Source organism: Bradyrhizobium sp. SZCCHNS3016 (assembly GCF_032484535.1).
Classification (GTDB): Bacteria; Pseudomonadota; Alphaproteobacteria; order Rhizobiales; family Xanthobacteraceae; genus Bradyrhizobium.
Map to the genome: position 1 here is coordinate 1 of NZ_JAUETE010000022.1, position 17,662 is coordinate 17,662.

Annotated in this window: 17 protein-coding genes, 1 tRNA gene and 1 pseudogene; 12 read left to right on the plus strand and 7 right to left on the minus strand. The window is 64.1% G+C overall.

Going from position 1 to position 17,662, the window contains the following annotated elements; genetic code table 11:
• From QW881_RS29710 to QW881_RS29720, 3 genes are all read right to left on the minus strand, one after another.
• Positions 1-839: hypothetical protein (locus QW881_RS29710; protein WP_316159190.1), on the minus strand; the 839-nt coding region annotated here is incomplete at its 3' end.
• A 487-nt stretch (positions 840-1,326) separates the two neighbouring features.
• Positions 1,327-2,685, minus strand: coding sequence for a cytochrome c3 family protein (locus QW881_RS29715; RefSeq protein WP_315799222.1), 1,359 nt, complete (start codon positions 2,683-2,685; stop codon positions 1,327-1,329).
• Positions 2,686-2,697: 12 nt separating this feature from the next.
• Positions 2,698-3,576, minus strand: coding sequence for a pyridine nucleotide-disulfide oxidoreductase (locus tag QW881_RS29720; protein ID WP_316159191.1), 879 nt, complete (start codon positions 3,574-3,576; stop codon positions 2,698-2,700).
• Between the two features lie 359 nt (positions 3,577-3,935).
• Here QW881_RS29720 and QW881_RS29725 point away from each other — a divergent pair, with 359 nt between their 5' ends.
• The 8 genes from QW881_RS29725 to QW881_RS29760 all read left to right on the plus strand — a co-directional run bounded on the left by QW881_RS29725 (position 3,936) and on the right by QW881_RS29760 (position 13,503).
• The gene (locus QW881_RS29725; RefSeq protein ID WP_316159192.1) at positions 3,936-5,237 is read left to right on the plus strand and encodes an NAD(P)-binding domain-containing protein; all 1,302 of its coding nucleotides are present in this window, start codon (positions 3,936-3,938) and stop codon (positions 5,235-5,237) included.
• Positions 5,224-6,747: an ankyrin repeat domain-containing protein gene (locus QW881_RS29730; protein WP_315754411.1), complete on the plus strand. Its 1,524-nt coding sequence runs from the start codon at positions 5,224-5,226 to the stop codon at positions 6,745-6,747. The genes QW881_RS29725 and QW881_RS29730 overlap by 14 nt, the downstream gene beginning before the upstream one ends.
• A 298-nt stretch (positions 6,748-7,045) precedes the next feature.
• A complete protein-coding gene (locus tag QW881_RS29735; protein ID WP_316159193.1) occupies positions 7,046-9,034 on the plus strand; it encodes a heme lyase CcmF/NrfE family subunit in 1,989 nt (662 codons plus the stop codon).
• An 8-nt stretch (positions 9,035-9,042) separates the two neighbouring features.
• Positions 9,043-9,579 (plus strand): DsbE family thiol:disulfide interchange protein, encoded by a 537-nt coding sequence (locus QW881_RS29740; protein ID WP_315737696.1) that lies wholly within the window; start codon positions 9,043-9,045, stop codon positions 9,577-9,579.
• Positions 9,576-10,088 (plus strand): cytochrome c-type biogenesis protein, encoded by a 513-nt coding sequence (locus QW881_RS29745; RefSeq protein ID WP_316159194.1) that lies wholly within the window; start codon positions 9,576-9,578, stop codon positions 10,086-10,088. The genes QW881_RS29740 and QW881_RS29745 overlap by 4 nt, the downstream gene beginning before the upstream one ends.
• Positions 10,085-11,404, plus strand: a complete 1,320-nt coding sequence (ccmI, locus tag QW881_RS29750) for a c-type cytochrome biogenesis protein CcmI (protein ID WP_315754405.1) — start codon at positions 10,085-10,087, stop codon at positions 11,402-11,404. Before QW881_RS29745 ends, ccmI begins: the two co-directional genes overlap by 4 nt.
• A gap of 64 nt (positions 11,405-11,468) precedes the next feature.
• A complete protein-coding gene (locus QW881_RS29755) occupies positions 11,469-12,122 on the plus strand; it encodes a response regulator transcription factor (RefSeq protein ID WP_315754403.1) in 654 nt (217 codons plus the stop codon).
• 4 nt (positions 12,123-12,126) lie between these two features.
• A complete protein-coding gene (locus QW881_RS29760) occupies positions 12,127-13,503 on the plus strand; it encodes a HAMP domain-containing sensor histidine kinase (protein ID WP_315754401.1) in 1,377 nt (458 codons plus the stop codon).
• On the opposite strand, the pseudogene QW881_RS29765 reads toward QW881_RS29760, so the two are convergent.
• Positions 13,410-13,643: pseudogene (locus QW881_RS29765) on the minus strand (hypothetical protein); the annotation flags it as partial. The gene QW881_RS29760 and the pseudogene QW881_RS29765 overlap by 94 nt on opposite strands.
• 44 nt (positions 13,644-13,687) lie before the next feature.
• Here QW881_RS29765 and QW881_RS29770 point away from each other — a divergent pair.
• Positions 13,688-13,843, plus strand: a complete 156-nt coding sequence (locus tag QW881_RS29770) for a hypothetical protein (protein WP_315754397.1) — start codon at positions 13,688-13,690, stop codon at positions 13,841-13,843.
• A gap of 47 nt (positions 13,844-13,890) precedes the next feature.
• Here the strand turns inward: QW881_RS29770 and QW881_RS29775 are convergent.
• Positions 13,891-13,975, minus strand: a tRNA-Leu gene (locus QW881_RS29775).
• A 135-nt stretch (positions 13,976-14,110) separates the two neighbouring features.
• Positions 14,111-14,359 carry a FliM/FliN family flagellar motor switch protein gene (locus QW881_RS29780; RefSeq protein ID WP_315717718.1) on the minus strand — a complete coding sequence of 83 codons (249 nt, stop codon included), beginning with the start codon at positions 14,357-14,359 and terminating at the stop codon, positions 14,111-14,113.
• Positions 14,360-14,424: 65 nt separating this feature from the next.
• On the opposite strand from QW881_RS29780, the gene lipB reads away from it, so the two are divergent.
• Positions 14,425-15,147 (plus strand): lipoyl(octanoyl) transferase LipB, encoded by a 723-nt coding sequence (lipB, locus tag QW881_RS29785; protein ID WP_315754374.1) that lies wholly within the window; start codon positions 14,425-14,427, stop codon positions 15,145-15,147.
• 3 nt (positions 15,148-15,150) lie between these two features.
• On the opposite strand, the gene QW881_RS29790 is transcribed toward lipB, so the two are convergent.
• Positions 15,151-15,579, minus strand: a complete 429-nt coding sequence (locus QW881_RS29790; RefSeq protein WP_315754372.1) for a 4-oxalocrotonate tautomerase family protein — start codon at positions 15,577-15,579, stop codon at positions 15,151-15,153.
• A gap of 107 nt (positions 15,580-15,686) precedes the next feature.
• Here QW881_RS29790 and QW881_RS29795 point away from each other — a divergent pair, with 107 nt between their 5' ends.
• Together QW881_RS29795 and QW881_RS29800 are read left to right on the plus strand one after the other, a co-directional pair.
• Positions 15,687-16,544, plus strand: a complete 858-nt coding sequence (locus QW881_RS29795) for a LysR family transcriptional regulator (protein ID WP_315754369.1) — start codon at positions 15,687-15,689, stop codon at positions 16,542-16,544.
• A gap of 59 nt (positions 16,545-16,603) precedes the next feature.
• Positions 16,604-17,650, plus strand: coding sequence for an AraC family transcriptional regulator (locus tag QW881_RS29800; RefSeq protein ID WP_315754367.1), 1,047 nt, complete (start codon positions 16,604-16,606; stop codon positions 17,648-17,650).
• Positions 17,651-17,662: the final 12 nt, after the last annotated feature.

Genomic DNA, 17,662 nt, shown 5'->3' on the forward strand with positions numbered 1-17,662 from the left:
TGGCCGGTGTAGCTGCCGTTGTGACAGCTGTCGCAGCGCGCGGTCGATACCGCGGCGTGGTTCATGGTGTAGGTGGCGAAGCTCGCCGCGGTGTTGCTGTGGCAGTTCGAGCACTGCAGCGTCCCGGTCGGGATATGCGGCGGCGTCGTCATGCCCTGCGCGGTCTTGCCGTTGTGGCAGGTCGCGCAGTTGGTGTCGGTCGCGGCATGCTTGAACGCCGCGCCGCCGAAGCTGGCCGTGCTGGTGTGGCAGGACTCGCACGGCAGATTGGTCTGGAGATGATTGCTGGACTTGCCGCGCGCCGTCGTCCCGTTGTGGCAGTTGGCGCAACCGGCGACGATGCCGGCGTGGTCCATCTTCATTCTGATGCGGAAACTCGCCGTCGACCTGTGGCACACATCGCATGGCGCCGCCGTCGTGATGTGGTTCTTCGACTTGCCCCGTGCCATCACGCCGTTGTGGCAGGTCGTACACGACGCTTTCGCCTGGGTATGATCGATCGCCCGAACGTCCTTCCATGTCGAAGTCTGATGGCAGCTCTCACAGCGCCTCGTGGTCATCGGATGGTTGACCGACATGCCGGCCGTCTGAGCGCCGTTGTGGCAACTGGCGCACTGCGTCTGCGTGCCCTTGAACCGCCCACCGACGTGGCAGGACGAGCACTCCACTCCAACATGGCTTCCGGTCAGCGGAAACCCGGTCGAGACATGATCGAATGAACTCTGCGCAGCAGCGTGCCCTGCCAGCGCCAGAGCGAGCAGCATACCGGCAAGCAACCACCGCACCACGTAGTGCGATGCTCGCGCCAACAGCCCCCGCTTGCTGTAGCAGCTGCTCAACTCAAACTCCGATCTTCACTCTCGACTCGATCGCCATCCGAATATTCAACGGAGACCGGTCGCCCCGAATCCAGCCGAAACCCTTGAGCGGCCCGCTGCTCGCCGGTCGCCCCAACAAACCCAAGACACTCCTGCGGATTTCCTCCCCAAACGGCCCGGCAGCATGCCTTCCCAGCTACCGAACACTCGGAACGCCCCCTGCCTTTCAATCGAGCGCCACGTTGATCGGCGGCGACCAAGTCATCAGCCAGATCGCGCAGCGTCACGCCCAACACAGGGCTTCAGAGACCGGCAAAGCTGGCCCAAAACTGGGCCAAGCTGAACTCAAGCTGAATGGGTGGTAATGTTTCTGGCGTCCTTCGCTCACGAGGTTCTCGCAAGCGCATCGCGCAAACCGTTGATCTGCAGGCGAACTGATAGCTGTTGCGAGCTGATGTCAGCTCGACACGATGTCGGACGACCGATGCGGCCAGCGCAGCCGTTCGAATCAGTTCCTGATCTGAACGTTGCGCCATCCCGTTGCGACATGGCAGCGCTCGCACGTCTGACCGAAGGTGCCATTGTGCACGTCCGAGCTGCGATGACAGCTGAAGCAATCCATCGGCAACTTCAGATCCGGCGGCGACTTGGCCTTGTGGCAGGCCTCGCATGTGATCTTCTGGTGGACACCAACCAGCGGGAATCGTGTCTGCCGCGCGTGATCAAAGCGCCACAGCCGCCACCCATTCGGATTGTGACAACTGGCGCACCGTCCTCCGAGCTTCCCCTGGTGGAAATCCTTGTGGCAGCTCTCACAGGCCATCGGCGTATTCTTGTAGGTCGGCGTCCGGTGGCACTCCTCGCAAGGCACCGACTTGTGCAGACCTATCAACGGAAAACGCGTAATCTCGTGATCGAAGGAGAGCCTCTTCCGCCAGCCCGCATCGCTATGGCAGGTCTCGCAACGTTCGCCGAGCTTACCCTGATGCGGGTCCTGCTTGCGGTGACAGGACACGCATGACGTCGCGAGCTTGTCCCGATAGAGATCACCCGTATGGCAGCTCTCACACTTCACCTTGGCATGCGCATTTCGCAACGGGAAGCGGGTCTTGTCGTGATTGAAGCGGACCGTCTTCCACTTCTCCTGATCGTGACACGTCTCGCACTTGTCGCCGAAGCGGCCGGCATGGACGTCCTGAAGACGGTGGCATGAGCCGCACGACGTCTGCAGATCCTTGTATTGCTGGCCGGAGTGGCACGTTGCACAAGCGACCGACTTGTGGGCGCCCACGAGGGGAAACCTGGTCTTCGTGTGATCGAATTCCTTGGTCGCGCGCCACTTCACCGCCGTGTGGCAGTTCTCGCAGCGCTCACCGAGCCGGCCGCGATGAGGATCGAGCGCCTTGTGACACTCGAAGCAGGTCGAGGGCGTGTTGCGGAACTTCACCTTCGCGACATGACATCCAGCACAAGGAACGTTCTTGTGCGCATCGACCAGCCTGTAGTTCGTCATGTCGTGGTTGAATGTTTCCTTGTCGAGCTGGACGATGTCGGTTCCACGCCCCTTGTGGTCGGTGTGACACTGCCTGCATTCCTGGGTCAGCGCCGCCTGCTCGCGTCCATGCAGGCGCTCATGCTGCCTGCGATCGACTGCAATCTCCTTGTGGCAATCGAGGCAGAGGCCCGACTGCGCCTTCCGCGTGAAGGCTTCGTGGCACTTTCCGCATTCGCTTTCGAGCTTGGCATGCTTCTCGGCCAGCGGGCCCGGCATGACCAGTTTTTCAAGCAACGTCTGCGCTCGAAGCCCGGCCGACAGCAGCGCAACACCGACCATGACAGCGACAACCGCCGCTAGGCGCCACCTCATCACGAAACTCCGTCAATAGTGATGGACGGCCCAGACATGAACGAAACCCGCCAGCAGCATGAGAAAAAACAGCGGCAGATGCAGAACGTGCCACAGCGAAAATAGCCGTTCGAAAAATGTCAGTTCGGCGGCCTTCCGCACCGCAGCAGTGTACCTCCGCACGACTTCTTCGATTCGCTTCTCGCGCCGTCGCCGCTCGAACCACGACCATCGCGCACGCTTGGCTTCGGCGCGAATGAGCCGGCGCGCTTCCGCAACCACGTTGGCACGCAGCCGCCTCGTCCGCGCCGCGATGATCGCCCCCGTCCGCAGGCTCCCCAGCGCAGTTCGCGGCACCCTGTTGTCGAGCCCCTTGCTGAAGGCAGCCAACTCCCGCGACACGAATGACGCTGCCTGCATCTCCTGACCGAGCTCCATCCTCATCGCCTCGGCTTCCGCAAGCAGCTCCTTGATGCGCGCCCTTCCACCATGAAGACCGATGTGGATCTTGCCGTAGATATACCGGCCGATCACGCCGCTGATCGCAACGATCAACATGGCAAAGAATGCCACGTTGCTGTTGAGTGCTCCCAACTTGAAGTTGGCATGAAACAGGATCAGCACGGGGCCAACGACGCCCAGCAGCATGTGCGTTTTGAACCAGAATGGCACCGAGCCGATCCCGCGGAGCGACTTGAAGCGCTTGCGCATCGAATAGGCCAGCAACGATAGCATCGCGACGCTGCCGTATATTCCGAGCCAGTAGCCGGTCCCCGATCCCGGCGTAATATACTCCTCCTCCTTCTGCAGCCATCCGATGCCGATCGCTGCGACAACGAGAAGTGTGACGATGACCGGGATGGTTCCTCGAAGAGGATCGCCGTTCGCGCGAACGACTGCTGTTCTGCTCATGTTCTCGACGCTTCCTGTGAAACCCAAATGCCGGATGGGCGAATGTCCGGCTTGCCTGCGGATCTCCGGATCTCAGTCGAGAGATTCCTTCCTGATAACCACTTGCAAATAACTGTTGCGTCCTCCGGCACTGACATCATTCGTGTGAGATCAGTGCGAGCCATATTTCCGCCGACGGCATCTGTTCAACGAATGAACTACTCCTCGTCCGCAAAACTACAAATCATTCTGGAATTTCTATGTCGGCATCTGTTGAGACGAATTTGCATCTAGCGATGCGGCCGACCTTTCCGAGCGGCCACCACAGCCGGCACCTGCTGCCGCCTACTGTCAGGACTTAAGAAGGGGAAAGAGAGGACATGGCGCTCGATCTCCTGATCGTCTACGCCGCGCCGATGCTCGGCGTCTGGGCCACCTACATGGCCGTGCGCAAGCGTAAAGAAATAAAGAGCGTCGCGAAGCTCTCGGCCGCCAAGGACGCCGGTCTTCTCGAACCGGCATCGCTCCACCCCATTATCGATCCTGCCTTGTGCATCGGCTGTGGCTCATGCGTCAGGGCGTGTCCGGAGGGCGACATTCTCGGCCTGATCGGCGGCAAGGCGGCGCTCGTCGAGCCTTCGCATTGCATTGGACACGGCGCCTGCAAGGCGGTGTGTCCCGTGAATGCCATCACGCTGGTGTTTGGCACCGAAACGCGCGGCATTGACATTCCGAACGTGGACGAGGCGTTTCAGACCAATGTGCCCGGCATCTTCATCGCGGGAGAGCTCGGCGGGATGGGGCTGGTCCGAAACGCCATCGAGCAGGGACGCCAGGCGATCGACTCCGTCCGCAAGATCAAGAACATCGGCAAGTCGGACATGCTCGACGTCGTGATCGTCGGCTGCGGTCCGGCCGGACTCTCTGCCAGTCTCGCCTGCCTGCAGCATCGGCTGCGCTTCGTCACCCTCGAACAGGACTCGCTCGGCGGCACCGTCGCGCACTTCCCCCGCGGCAAGCTGGTGATGACCGCTCCCTTCACGCTGCCGCTCGCGGGTAAATTCAACTTCAGAGAGCTCAGCAAGGAACAGCTGATCGCCTTCTTCATGAGCATCGTGCGCAAGTCCCGCCTCAAGGTGAACGTCGGCGAGCGCGTCGAAGCGGTCGCCCGCGTCGGCGATGGCTTCGACGTCAAGACGAACTGCAGCAGCTACAGAACGCATGCCGTGCTCTTGGCAATCGGACGACGCGGAACACCGCGCAAGCTGGACGTCCCGGGCGAAGAGCAGACCAAGGTCGTCTATCGACTGATCGACCCCGAACAGTATCGCGGCCAGCACGTGCTCGTCGTCGGTGGCGGCGACGCCGCGCTGGAAGCCGCCTGCTCCATCGCCGACGAACCCGGAACGACGGTGACTCTCTCCCATCGCAGCGACTCGTTCAGTCGCGCCAAACTGAAGAACCGTCAACGGACGGAAGCAGCCGCCCAATCGGGACGGCTCCACGTCATGTACAATTCGTCAGTCAAACGAGTTGGCGGTGACGACGTCGAGATCGATGCCGATGGTAGGACGAGCACGATCCGAAACGATGCCGTCATCGTGTGCGTCGGCGGCATTCTGCCGACGGCGTTCCTGAAGAGCATGGGTATCGAGGTCGAGACGAAGTATGGCACGGCATAAATCCTCTCCTGTCATCCTCCCGCTGATCTGTCTCGTCAGCTTGACCGTACCATCGGTCGCCCTGGCCGGCGACACGGCGGTGCTGGGCGGCAATCCAGCGGGCGCGAGCTCCGAAGTCCCCGGCACGAGCCAGGCTGCGGACGCGGCAATCCGGGCCGGACGTCCCGAGGAAGCACTGAAGCTGCTCGAGCGCGCGGCCATCGCCGGGGATCCAGAGGCGCAGTACCGCCTTGCATCACTCTACCGCGCCGGCCTCGGCACCAAATCAGACGACGCGCTGGCGTTCAAATGGATGGAGGCAAGTGCAAGGAAAGGACACGTCAAGGCACAGTACAATGTCGCAGCGATGTGGCTCGCAGGACGCGGAACGCCCGCCGATCCCGACCGGGCGCGGGATTGGCTGCGTAAATCGGCTGCGGCCGGTTATCAGCCCGCCGAGCAGTTGCTGGCCGATACGGCCAACCGAAACGCGCGCCCGCGCGCCAGGGAGCCGGAGCGGGAAACTGCGCGCAGGCCCGCGCCGACGCTCGATGCGCAGGCCGCCATGCGAAACGGCCATCCGGCCATCATCGACGCCGCCCTGCGCGGCCAGCTCGATCCGATGCGCCAGCTCATCGCTGCGAAGGCTGACGTCAACGCGGTCAACGAGGACGGCGATACGCCTCTGGCGATCGCCGCGGCCGCCGGGCATCTTCGGCTGGTGGAGCTCCTGCTCGCCTCGGGAGCCAACCCGAACACCGGCAACCGGCGCGGCGACACGCCGTTGATGCTGGCAGCGGACAAGGATCATGGAGACATCATCAAATTGCTGCTGACAAAGGCGGCCGACCCATCTGCAGCGCGTGCGGATGGCACGACCGCACTACTGATGGCGCTCAGCCGCTGCAATGGTGCCGCTATCGCCGCGCTCCTCAACGGCGCTTCCGGCAGTCTGCCTCCGTTGGCAGACGGCCGGACCCCACTCATGATCGCGGTCGCGTCGTGCACCAATGGCCCGCTCGATCGGCAACTCGTTCAGAGATCCGACCTCAACGCCGCCGATGGGCAGGGCCGCACCGCACTTTGGCACGCGGCCGGCAATGGCAATACGCAAGCGATCGCGCAACTGATCCGCGCAGGTGCGGACGTCAACCGCGCTGACGCCGACGACAAGACGCCGTTGCTGAATGCAATCGAAGGCCGCAGCGCCGCGGCCTCGCTGCTTCTGTTGGACCACGGCGCCGATCCGAAACGCGCGACAAGAGGCGGAAACACCGCTCTCATCCTCGCTGCGCGCGCCGGCCTTGCCGATGTCGTCGGTGAACTTCTCAGGCGCAAGGCCGATCCGAACGCGCGCAACGGCCAGGGCATGAGCGCGTTGATGATGGCGGCCCATGAGGGAGACATCGGCATTGCGCAGAGCCTTCTCGCCGCCGGCGCCGAAAAGCAATTGAGGAACAAGCGGCGCGAACGTGCCACGGACATCGCCGCCGCCAGCGGTCACAGCGATATTGCCAAGCTTCTGGAATAGCAGCCGATCTCGTTTCGCCTTCCTGCCCATCATGCGATCGACGCAGCGTTCGCTGTTCCATGGCGCCGCAGACGATTCGACCGCTATTTACCAACGAACACAACGCTCCGTGCCGAGACGACCGGTGATACCGATCTCCGGCAGTGGGTGAGAATGAGTTGCAATTTCACGACGATGCGCGTCGATGGATCATCATCATTCCGTACGAATGATGCCTCATTCGGCGCATTGATTGTCGACGCATCACAGACACTTGATAGTTAGCTGCAGGAATATCCGCTGCAGTCGGAGATACTACATGACAGCGGAGGCCGGATCGTTTGCGCTCATTCTCGCGCTCGTCGTATCGCTGGTGCAGTCGATCGTTCCGTTCGCAGCGCTGCGTCGCCAATCCGCGATGATCGCCGGCTTCGTTCGTCACGCTGCCCTGACTCAGTTTCTCTTCGTCGCGATCGCATTCGCGTGCCTGACGTCGCTGTTCGTCCACTCCGACTTTTCAGTCCAGGTCGTCGCAGCGAACTCGCACACGCTGAAGCCGCTGCTCTACAAGGTCTCCGGAGTCTGGGGAAACCATGAGGGATCCATGCTGCTGTGGGTCCTGATCCTCTCCTTGTTCGGCGCGGCAGTAGCATTGTTCGGAACGAACCTTCCCGAGCGGCTGCAGAGCAACGTTCTCGGCGTGCACGGCATGATCGGTCTCGGCTTTCTGGCGTTCATCGTCTCGACCTCGAATCCGTTCGCGCGGCTGGTCGATGCTCCCCTCGAAGGCAACGGACTGAATCCGATTCTGCAGGATCCCGGCCTCGCCTTTCATCCACCGTTTCTGTACCTGGGTTACGTCGGCTTCTCGATGGCGTTCTCGTTCTCGGTCGCCGCGCTGATCGAGGGAAAGGTCGATGCCGGCTGGGCCCGCTGGGTTCGACCGTGGGTGCTCGCCGCCTGGTGCTTTCTCACGATTGGAATCACGCTGGGCAGCGCATGGGCATACTACACGCTCGGCTGGGGCGGCTGGTGGTTCTGGGACCCCGTCGAGAACGCCTCCTTCATGCCGTGGCTTGCGGGGACTGCGCTCCTGCATTCCGCCCTTGTGGTCGAGCGTCGGAGCGCCCTCCAGAGCTGGACGATCCTGCTGGGGATCGTGACCTTCTCATTGAGCCTGATCGGGACTTTCCTGGTGAGGTCCGGCGTGCTCACCAGCGTTCATGCCTTCGCACAGGACCCATCGCGTGGCGCATTCATCCTGGCACTGATCCTGGTGGCGACCGGCGGGGCATTGACGCTGTATGCGATCCGGGCGCCAAGCCTGAAGCACGGCGCGCTGTTTGCAGCGGTCAGCCGCGAGAGCGGCCTCGTCCTCAACAATGTGCTGCTCACGGCAGCCGTGGCCACCGTGTTTCTCGGCACGTTCTACCCGCTCCTCGTCGACATGCTCGGGAACGACAAGATCTCGGTCGGCCCTCCCTACTACAACTTGACGTTCGTTCCGATCATGGTTCCGCTGCTGCTTGCCATGGTGATCGGCCCGGTTCTGAAATGGAAGCGCGATCTCCTCGTTGCGGCGCTGCAACGGCTCCGCCTGGCCGGGGTGCTTGCGGCATTCGTCGCCGTCGCAATCCTTGTCGCGACGTTCGGACAGCGTTTCCTGGTCGCATTCTTCTTCGGCATCGCCGTCTGGCTCGTGATCGGCTCGTTGATGGTGCTGGCTCATCGCGTCCGCCTCGGCACGACGACTCCCTTGGCGACCTCGCTCAACCTCGCGCGCACCACCCCGCTCGCGGTCTACGGCCTGGTGCTGGCCCATGCGGGAATGGGCGTCACCGTCGCGGGCATTACCGGGATGACCGCGTGGGCCTCCGAGAAGGTGCAGATGCTGCGGCCGGGCCAGAGCCTGCAGCTCGCGGGCTATGACATCAAGTTGCGCTCGATCGGAAAATTTCCAGGCCCCAACTACGAAGCCGAGCGTGGCTCCTTCGACATCACGCGGAACGGAAAGCCGTTCACGCAGCTTTCCAGCGAGCGCCGCTTCTATCCCGTCAGACAGCAGCAGACGACCGCCGCCGGCATTCGAACCAACCTGATCTGGAACGTCTATGTGACGCTCGGCGACCCCGACGACAAAGGCGCGTGGGCGGTGCGCTGCTACTATCACCCTCTGGTGCCGCTGGTCTGGATCGGCGCGCTGATGATGGCTTGCGGCGGCTTCATCTCGCTGGCCGACCGGAGATTTCGTGTCGGTGCTCCGCGACGGGCGATGCGGGCCGTACCGACTGCCGTTCCTGCTGAATAGGACGAGATATGCCGCGCCTACCCTATCTCATACCTCTCGTGGCCTTCGCCGCGCTGGCCGCTGGATTGGCTTTCAGCCTGACCAACGATCCGCGGCGAATGCCCTCGACCCTGATCGACAAGCCGACGCCGCGCTTCCAGCTCGCGTCGCTCGACGGCAAGGGCGGCGGTCTTGCCAGTACCGATCTGCAGGGCGATGTGGTCCTGCTCAACGTGTTCGCATCCTGGTGTCCCGGATGCCGCGTCGAGCATCCCATGCTGCTCAAGCTCGCAGAGAGCTCCGCGATCCCGATCTACGGACTGAACTGGAAGGACGATCGGAACGACGGCAAACGCTGGCTTGCCAAGCACGGCAGTCCCTATGCCCGTGTCGGCTCCGATGAGTCCGGCCGGGCCGGCATCGACCTCGGCGTGACCGGCGTTCCCGAAACCTTCGTGATCGATCGGGCCGGCCGCATCCGCTACCGCTATCCCGGCCCGCTGACCGAAGATGTATGGCGTGACGATTTCGAACCTCTGCTGAAGGCGCTCAGGAGCGAGTCATGAGCTGCCGGCGGATGAAGGGAGTCACCGGAGCGCTGCTCGTCAGCTCGCTCGTGCTGACGGCGACCTTGTCGCCGTCCCGTGCGGTGCTTCCGGACGAAATGCTGCGGGATGAGGGGCTGGAGGTCCGTGCGCGCGCGCTGGGCCAGGAGTTGCGCTGCGTCGTTTGTCAGAATCAAAGCATCGACGATTCGAACGCTCCATTGGCGCATGATCTGAGGGTTCTGCTGCGCGACCGCCTGCAGGCCGGCGACAGCGACCGGCAGGCGGTGGACTTCCTGGTCGCACGCTACGGCAACTTCGTCCTGCTCAAGCCTCCCTTGCAGTGGAATACGATCCCGCTGTGGATCGGCCCGCTCCTGGCGCTGCTGGCGGCCATCGTCGGCTTTGGCCGCTACGTGCGCCGGGCCGCAGCCAATGCGACCGCGCCCGGAGCGGAGCACGTCGCTCCGCTCAGCGCCGACGAACTCGAAGCCATCGAGGCGATCCTCGATCGACGGAGCCTTTCATGATGCTATGGCTGATCCTGACGGCGATGATTTCCGTGGCCGCCGTGCTGATATCGACGCCCTTCATCCGCAACTACGAGCGGAGACGGTTGGCTTCGGCTCAGGGACTCGCCGTCCACCACGACCAGCTCCGCGAGATCGAGAACGAAACCGCACGGGGCCTGATCGACAAGTCGGATGGCGAGAACGCGGCCAGCGAGATCAAGCGGCGCATTCTCGCCGCAGCCGCCGCCGAACAGCCGCCGGCGCCCTCCCTCACCAGCTCCGAACGAAAATTTGCGCTCGCCGTCGTCACGATGACGGTGGTGTTCGGCTCCGTCATCCTGTACGCGGTCATCGGAAATCCGGATGTCCCCGCAGCCGCGCCGGGCCAGACCGCCAGCAGCACGACGGCGAGGTCAGTTGGCGAAGCGCGATCCGACGCCGGCACCCAGGCCATCGCGTCATTGGAGCAGATGGCCAGCCAGGACGGTCGCGACCGACCGCAGCAGGGCAGCGGACTGCCGCCGGTCGAAGAGATGATCCAGCGTGTGCAGACCAGACTGGAGCGGAATCCCAAGGATGCCGACGGATGGCGGCTGCTGGGCTGGTCGCTGTTCAACATCGAGCGCTTTGCCGAGGCGGCGCAGGCCTATGCGCGCGCGATGGAGCTGCGGCCGGGCTCGGCCGAATACCGCAGCGCGCGCGGCGAAGCGCTGGTGCGGGCCGCAGACGGCACCGTCACGCCCGAAGCCCGCGCGGATTTCGGCGAGGCACTCAGGCTGGATCCCAAGGACGCGCGCGCCCGCTTCTTCATCGGCGCCGTGAAAGAACAGGAGGGCGACAAACGGGGTGCGATGGCCGACTGGACGGCAATCGTATCGGAGGCCGATCCGAACGAGCCGTGGCTGCCCGATCTCAAGCAACGGCTCGGCGCGCTTCGTCGCGAGCTCGGGGAGGATGACGGCTCGCCATCGCCTGCCCGGCCGAACCTGTCCGCCGAGCGCATGCAGGAGCTCCTGCGCTCCGGCAAGACCGCCGCGACCGAGCCGGCGGAGCCGCGCGGCCCCCGCGCCGAGGACATCCGCAAGGCCGAAAGCATGTCCACACAGGACCGCAACCTCATGATCCGCGGCATGGTGGATGGCCTTGCGAGCCGCCTCGAACAATCACCGCGCGATGTAGAAGGCTGGATCAAGTTGATCCGCTCGCGGGTCGTGCTGGGCGAGGTCGAAGCGGCGAAACAGTCGCTGCAACGCGCACTGTCGATCTTCGCGGAGGACGTCCCGGAGCGCACGCGCATAGCTGACGCAGCCCGAGAGCTCGGGATCAATCCATAGCGTTCGAGGGCCCGATCCGCGTGTCCGCATCGTCGGAACCCGTTCGGCAACCGGAGGAATGGCAATGCGCATTCTGCTCATAGAGGACGAGCCCGTCTACGCGGAGCGCATCAGGGAAAGCCTGGCCGATGCCGGTTTCGAGGCGGATCTCGCCACCGATGGCAAGCAGGGCTGGATGCTGGGCAACAGCCAGCCCTATGATGCCGCGGTCCTCGACCTCGGCCTGCCGTGCATTTCGGGCCTCGACGTGCTGCAACGCTGGCGTCATACCGGGCACACGCTGCCGGTGCTGATCCTGTCGGCCCGCAGCGGCTGGGTCGAGCGTGTCAACGGCCTGAACGCTGGCGCGGACGACTATCTCGAAAAGCCCTTCAAGGCGCAGGAGCTGGTCGCGCGGGTCAAATCGCTGCTCCGTCGGGTCTCCAGCAGACCGGAGGCCGTGCTCCGCCTCCGGCAGATCGAATTCAACGCGGCGGCTGGCCTGGTCAAGAAGGACGGGCAGATCGTCGACCTGACTGCACTCGAGTTGCGCGTCCTCGAGCTCCTCATGCGCCGCGCCGATCATATCGTGTCGCAGACCGAGCTACTGGAGCACATCTATCCGAGCAGCGACCATCGCGACTCCAATACGGTCGAAGTCTACATTGCCCGGCTCAGGAGAAAGCTGGGGCGTGATTGCATTCGCACCGTCAGAGGCATGGGATATCGCTTCGGATAGAGCAATGTTCAGCCGCAACTTCCGAGCCCGCATGATCGTGGTCGCCGCGATCTGGATTTCCATCGTCTTGTTCGCCAGCGGGCTCGGACTCTCGATCGTCATTCGCCGTGTCGTCGAGGCCCACTTCGATCATGACCTCCTGGATCACGCCCGCGAGCTCGCCGACCTCGTGGAAATCGACGCAACGCAGCGGCTATTCATCGCCCGCAATCTGAGCGATCCGCGTTTCTCCCCTGCCAGGTCCGGAATGTATTGGCAGGTCATCCTGCAGAACGGCGAAAGCGCGCGTTCGCCGTCGCTACAGGATGACCTTTCTCTTTCATTCACGCCCGACCAGACTCGCGAGGGTTCCCTGCCCCCCTCCACGGCGCTTACGAATGTGGACGGACCGACTGGGCCGATGCGCATGGTCCGAAACATCAGCGAGCCGTCTCGTCTCGGGCAACCCGTCGAAATCCGTGTCGGTGCCGACGAGCGACTGATCAGTGACGAGATGCAGCACCTCAATCTGACGCTGATCGCGACGCTGGGTATCATGGCCCTCGCCATGGTTGGCACCGCCTACGCTCAAGTCGTTTACGGCCTGCGGCCACTCCAGCGCATGAGTCGCGCCATCGTGGACGTGCGCAGCGGCAAGACCACACGGCTGCCTGAGGACCTGCCGGAGGAAATCATGCCGCTCGTAACCGAGCTGAACGGAATGATCACGGCAAATCTCAACATGGTCGATCGCGCTCGCGTGCTCGCAGGAAGTTTTGCACACGCGCTGAAGACGCCTCTGGCAATTCTCGACGAGGAGGCAGCACGGCTGAAAGCATCCGGTCAGGAGAGCCACGCTCAGATTCTGTCGGAGCAGTGCTCGCGAATGGCGCTGCTCATCGACTACCAGACGGCGCGCGCAAAGGCCTCCACGATCGCGAATGCAGGTGCGTTTGCGGTCGTCGCAGACGTATTGAGGAGCGTCATCAATACCTACTCGCGATTCAGCCCGGGGCACGACCGGCGGTTCGAAGTCGAAGGAGCAGCCGACGTCGTCGTTGCCTGCGATACGAACGATCTGACCGAACTCATCGGCAACCTGCTCGACAATGCGGCAAAATGGGCACATGACCGCGTCGTGATTTCGATCGAGGATCTCGACAGCACCGTCTTGATCACGGTGGAGGACGACGGGCCCGGCATTCCAGTCGAAGAGCGAATGCGCGTGTTCGACGTGGGCACGAGACTTGACGACGCGAAGCCGGGCACTGGGCTCGGTCTGGCGATTGCCCGCGACCTGACCAGTCTCTATGATGGCCGACTATGGATCGAGGATTCGAGAATTGGGGGCGTCGCCCTGAAGCTCGCACTTCGAAAGAAGGGTGATCCAAGCTCATCGTGACATGACTGGTGCCCGCAGCGCCACACGAAGCCGCCCTGGTCGATTCGTTTGGTGAACAGACGCCCCCCATTGCCGTCACAGAACCGGACCTTCAGCACCAACGCCTTCTTGCCGCGGAAAGCAAATGGGCAGCCGAAGAACGGCCCTTCGTCGGCGCGTCGTGTACCAGCATCGAGACCCCGAAATGCCGGCTCACGACATCGCCCAAGCCAACCGTGAGAAGCCTGGCATCGGCGGAATGGACGAGGTGGTCGCGTTCGACCAGGACAAGTCATTGGACGATTTTCTCAAGCCCGTCACAGAAAACAGGACAGCAACGACCCGCGGGAACGAGCGGTAACATTCCCAGGCAGCATCCGAAAAGTTCAAGGATTAAACGAGGATTTATGGTGCGCTCGGAGGGACTCGAACCCCCACGGTGTTACCCACTGCCACCTCAAGGCAGCGCGTCTACCAATTCCGCCACGAGCGCGAAGAAGAAGCCGGAGCCAGAGGAAGGGCGGCACCGGATCAGTGGCGCCCGTGTATCAAATCGATGTCGGGGGGACAAGGCCCGCCCTGCCCTAAAATACCGGATTGTGGATGGTTTTCGCGCCGCCCGGGGCCGCTATCGCGACGTCGGCGTCGGCGAGCGCGGCAGCATCTGCTTGACCTCGACCGCGATGCGGTTGCGGTCGACCAGCACGACCCCGTTGGCGATCGGCAGGTTGTTGGCGAGCACCTTGACGTCATCAGCCTCGGTGGCGTCCAGCTCGATGATGGCGCCGCGGGACAGGCGCAGAACCTGGTGGATGGGCATGGAGCAGGTGCCGAGAACGACCATCAGGTCGACTGTCACTTTATCGAGGGTTGACACTGCAGGACCACCGAAGTCACGACTGGATTTTCGTTGCCCAGACATCACCATGTTGTGGTTAGCCAATGGTTAACAGCCGCCAAACACTCGACCTGACGACCTTTGCGGGGCCGCCCGGCAACGCCGTGGCGTGGTGCATCTCCGATTCGCTGGTCGACTACGCCCAGGCCACCGAATTCATGGAGGCGCGGGCGGCGGCGATCGCCGCCAACGAGGCCGCGGAGATGGTCTGGCTGCTCGAACACCCGCCGGTCTACACCTCCGGTACGTCGGGCAAGGCGGAAGACCTGCGCGATCCGCGCTTTCCGCTGGTGCCGACCGGCCGTGGCGGCCAGGTCACCTATCATGGGCCCGGCCAGCGGGTGGCCTATGTCATGCTCGACCTGAAGCGGCGGCGCCCCGACGTACGCGCCTATGTCGCCGCGCTCGAGGAGACGATCATCCGCACCCTCGACGCCTTCAACGTGCGCGGCGAGCGGCGCGAGGATCGCGTCGGCGTCTGGGTCAAACGGCCCGACAAGGGCGACGGCCACGAGGACAAGATCGCCGCGATCGGCGTGCGGCTGAAGCGCTGGGTGACCTTTCACGGCATCGCCATCAATGTCGAGCCGGACCTGTCGCACTTTCAGGCCATCGTGCCCTGCGGCGTGACCGACCCACGCTATGGCGTGACCAGTCTGGTCGATCTCGGCCTGCCGGTGACGCTCGCCGATGTCGACATCGCGTTCCGGCAGGCGTTCGAGAGCGTGTTCGGCGCCGTCAGCGTCGCGCAGCCGGAGACGGCCTGAGCTTCACGCGGTACCCCGCTGCGGCGGCACGTCGAGCTTCGCCGCGACATAGCGGCGCTCCTGGCTCAAGCCGCCGAAGCCGTAGGCGTCCGCCTTGACCTCGTCGACATGAAGGTAGGTCTCGTGATGCAGCGGTCCGATCAGCTCGGCCATGCGCGCGAACACCGCGGCGAGATAGGCGGCCTTCTCGTCCTTGGTATTGGTGCCCTCGCTGACGTGAACGTCGATCCAATAGCTTGAAAGCCCCTGCTCCGCCAGCGCGGCGCCGCCGGCGAACCAGTCCGCGGCATCCGCTTCCGAGACGATGACGGCGGTGACCTTGGGATCCTTGCGCAGAATGCGTGCGGTCAGTTCGGTGACGGCGTCCGCAATGTCCTTCTTCAGCGCGGGCGAGCGACGCTGGCTGGCATAGACGATGTTGATCAATGGCATTTTGGCTCCCGGTCTCGAGCGCGTGACTGCGCTTCGAAAGCAAAGCTAGCCCCATGCCGCCCATTTTGGTACGTTATCGATATGGATATCAATGATAACAGACGCATATGACCGCCACGCTCGACATCGCGACCGTCCGCGCCTTTCTGCTGGTGAGCGAGCTGCACAGCTTCACGCGGGCGGCCGAGACGCTCGGCACCACCCAGGCCGCGGTCAGCCTGAAGCTGCAGCGCCTGGAAGCGCTGCTCGGAAAGCGGCTGGTCGAGCGTTCGCCGCGCGCGGTCCGGCTCACCGCCGACGGCGCGGCTTTCGCCGAGAACGCCCGCGCGCTGGTTGCCGCGCATGACCTCGCGCTCACCGGAGCCCCCAGCATCCGGCCGCTGCTGTCGCTGGGGATCAGCGATCACGTCGCCGGCCCCGAGCTGGTGCCGATGCTCGAGCAGATGCATGCAGCCATGGCGGACCTCGTCCTGTCGGTCAGCATCGGCTTCTCGCGCGACCTGCTCGACCGCTACGATGCCGGCAAGCTCGACGCCGTGATCGTCCGCCAGGAGGCGAGCCGCCGCGGTGGCGAGGCCTTGATCACGGACGAGTTCGGCTGGTTCGCAGCTCCCAGATTTCGTCTGCCGGCGGGCGGCACGCTGCCGCTCGCGACGCTCGCGCCGCCCTGCGGCGTGCGCAGCATCGCGGTCCGCGCTCTCGAGCGCGCCCGAATCAGCTTCAGCGAGACATTCGTCGGCGGCGGGGTAACGGCCGTTGCGGCGGCCGCGCGCGCCGGTCTTGCGGTTGCGCCGCTGGCCCGCCGGATCGCGCCGAGCGGACTGATCGATGTCGGACCGGATCTCGGCCTGCCCAAGCTCGGCCGCTCCAAGGTGATGCTGCATGCAAAGGCGGGAGATGCGGCCAAGCGCGCGGCCTTGCGCACGCTGGCCGCGGCCTTCCGAAGCGCCGCGATGTCGAAGTAATTGACGCCCGCGGAGCCTGATGTAGCATGGGTTGATGATCGGAGCTCAGGAGCAGCGGCTTGAACCGTCTCTTGACCGCAGCTGACCTCGTCAGCGCCCCAGCAAAGCCGAGCCCGGCCTCGACCGGCGCGACCGGCCTCGAACCGTTACATCGCCACGCGCTGATCCGAACCTCCAACGCCGACGTGCTGCGCGACCTCGCGGGGCGCCGGCTCGGCGCCGAGCGCGTCGACTTCAGGAACGCCGAGCGCTTCGAGGCGATCGTCAACCTGATCGAACTCGAGACCATCGGCCTCGCCTTTGGCACCACGACCTGCGACATGGTCTGCGACCATCGTGCGGCCGACTTCATCAGGGTGCAGATCGCCCTGAAGGGACGCGCGGTCAGTTGCGCCCGCGGCGAGGCGACCGACGTCAACGAGCATCAGTTCGCAGTCGCGCCGGCCGGCGTGCCATGGCAGATGGCGTGCCAGGGTGGCCATCGACGCCTCACTTTGCGGCTCGATCCGCAAGCGCTGCGGCGGCGCCTGACGGCGCTGGTCGGCGTGCAGCCGCGCGCCGACTTTGCAATCGCCCCCGCCATTCCGGCCGCCGATCCGCAGGCCCGCAGCCTGATGCGGCTGCTCGATTTCCTGACGACCCAGCTGAACGAGCAGGATGCGGCGTTCCCCGCTGCGGTCTATCGCGAGCTGGAGGATGCGGTGCATGTCGCCTTCCTCTGCGCGAGCCGTCATCGTTTCCGCGACACGCTCCTGGATCCCTCTCCGATGCCGGATTTCGGCCTGGTCAAGCGGCTCGAAGATTACATCGAGGCCAACTGGCGCGAGCCGATCACGATCGAGCGCCTTGCGCGCGAAGCCGGCGTCAGCGCCCGCTCGATCTTCCGTCTGTTCGAGCGCGTGCGCGGCTATTCGCCGATGGCCTTTGCCAAGTCGGTGCGCCTGCGGCGCGCCCACGAGATGCTGCGGTCCGGCGATCCGGCCGTCACGGTTGCGGCGGCGGCCGCCGCCTGCAACTTTGCCAATGCCGGACACTTCGCCCGCTACTATCGCGCCACGTTCGGCGAGTTGCCATCGGCGACGATGACGCGCGCCGAGCAATCGTGACGCTTTCGGCCG